At 48.7% G+C, this 2,306-nt stretch carries 1 protein-coding gene; it reads right to left on the bottom strand.

Features of this window, described 5'->3' with window-relative positions; translation table 11 throughout:
* The coding region (locus tag QUB13_RS30245) for an APC family permease (RefSeq protein ID WP_333388740.1) at window positions 1-1,736 on the bottom strand (1,736 nt) is incomplete at its 3' end.
* Window positions 1,737-2,306: the final 570 nt, after the last annotated feature.

Below are 2,306 nucleotides of genomic sequence, written 5' to 3'. Positions count from 1 at the left end.
TCAGCAGCGGGATTAGTCTGACGAATTACACCATTTTCATCGAGCACTACGATCGCATCTAGGGCAATGGTAAATAGTTGTTCTGCTCCCTCTCGTGCTTCATCCATTGAGACGACTTGGGGTAAACTCGTCCAGGTGGCAACGGCCACTCCGACAAAGCCTACGGTTATTACCAGAACAATCAAAAGATTATTGGAAGCATCGCCTGGAAGTCCGTCTAACATGGCTCTAATCACCCAGGCGATCGCGGCAGTGCTACAGATCAAAAAGATCAGGATGCCTACCTGAAGCGCTACAAAATCCTTGGTTATCCTGTAGGACTGACCCCGATAAAGCTTAATCCACCACGCAGGATGGAAAGGGGGAAATGCAATGCGACGTATCGCAGCATCCACTGCCAAAATAGCGATGGGCAAAAGCAGTCCAATCAGCAGGTCTTGCCAGTTCCAAGCCAAGCCCCCAACGATCAGGACAACTGTTTCCACCAGGAAAAAGCCTAGAGACCACCAAGGCCATAGCACTTCTGGCCTATCCCGACGCAGCCATAGCCCTAAATGGACTGTCATAAAGGCGGTCACGAAGGCAGTAGCGGACACCATTACTAAACGCGCTATATCTCCCCAAGCTAGACAGATCAGACTGAGCAAGAACGTCAGCACAAGGGCTGGGCCGAGGACGCCCCTTGGGGACACAACAGCGAATACTGGCGAGAGGTGTCCGTCCAAGGCAAGTTGGTACAAAACGCGAGGAGAGTTGGAAACCGCCGTGGCAGAACTTAGTAGGCAGCCAGCGACGATCAAAAGCGTCACCATAAATGATGCCCCCGGCCCCCAGAAGAGTTTAGCTGCGGCTAATAGGTTTAAGAATGTGTCGTCTTTTAATCCAGGTTCTGTTGCCAAGCGCATCAGTACCCAGGAACCACCAAGATAGGCAATAGGAATCAACCAAGCCGCAAAGCTCAGAAACCGCAAAGTCTCCCCGGGTCGTTTGCTATCAGCGACAAACGAGGCAGCACTTTCACAGGCGTAAGCAGCGTAGACGGCGAAAAAGTACCATTTTGCCCATTCAACAAAGGAAAAGCTAGGCCAACTGCTGGGGAAAAAGCCAGGGCTATCTGGGGATAGTGCTAACCAGCCGATGCCTTGAGTGCAAAAAACAAACAGGAATCCGGCTGCGGGTAGAACGAAACATAAATGCAGGATACTTAAGGCGCGGGTGCCACTAAACGCCACAATAAAGGCGATCGCCGTAAAGCCAATTTTCAGAACTAAATCAGGACATGAAATCCCTAATGGTTTGAGGTTGGCTTCGATCAGGGCTGTGACGATCAGGGCGTTGATCGTTGTCACCGCTAACCAACTAAAAAAGTATCCAATCGCCCCATACCTAGCCAACCAGGGATAGTTTTTCAGCAGCCGCGCGGTGTAGTTGGGCGTTCCTCCTGACATCTCTGGCCACTGCCTGCCCAAGCTTTGCATCTGAAAGTTCAGCAGCATGGCCACAATTGTTGCTGGCAACCAGACGAAAATAGCTTGAGGGCCAAGAGCGGCGTGTATGGCCGGTGCAGCGCTAATCCATAGCAGATGACCCGTAAGGCCGAACCCCCAGGTTTCCAGGGTCGTTAGGGTTGGCTGGAGGCGCATGAGCGATCGCCTATTGAGATTTTCTCTTGGGGAAGGCTGAGCAGGTTCTGAGTTGTAGCCGTTTTCCGGCTGGTGTCGGATGCCGATCGCCATCAGTTTTACCTATTATTTTTTGGATTTTGCTGTCGCCACCCCGATGTTCCGCTTTATAGAGTTCAACTTTATTTCTGTTAAGTATTTTTGCTAGCTTTTATGACCAGCGGATCGCTGGTTGTCATTATCGTAACCCAAGTTTCTAGCTATTTCTGAAAAATAATCGCCATAGGTTCCCTTGAATGATGATGTGTTTTCGCCGGGACTTGCTCTCACCCGATTAAGTCGTTCGGTTTTGGGGGACTTCCGGTATTACAAAGAAATTAGGTAAATGCGATCGCGATCTAGATTTTGCCAGGCTTTACCCTGATTTTTTGTTTAATTCCCCTTAACTTGCCTCGATATCCTCGGTCCATTATCTTTAACACTTATTCTTACCCGAATTCTTGAACAATAACTGAATATCTTGCTCGTCTACAACCATTACTTTCAATTTCTTAACTCCTTAATTTCTGCTATTTTTTTCGGCAATGTGATGATAAACTCTGTGTATTTTCCTACTTCTGTTTCGACTTTTAGTTCTCCGCGATGTTGCTGGACGACAACATCGTGACTGATAGAAAGACCTAA

Source organism: Microcoleus sp. B4-D4, assembly GCF_036705185.1.
Lineage (GTDB): Bacteria > Cyanobacteriota > Cyanobacteriia > Cyanobacteriales > Microcoleaceae > Microcoleus.
The sequence above is the reverse complement of the archived record's forward strand: the minus strand, read 5'-3'. Positions and strand labels throughout refer to the sequence as shown.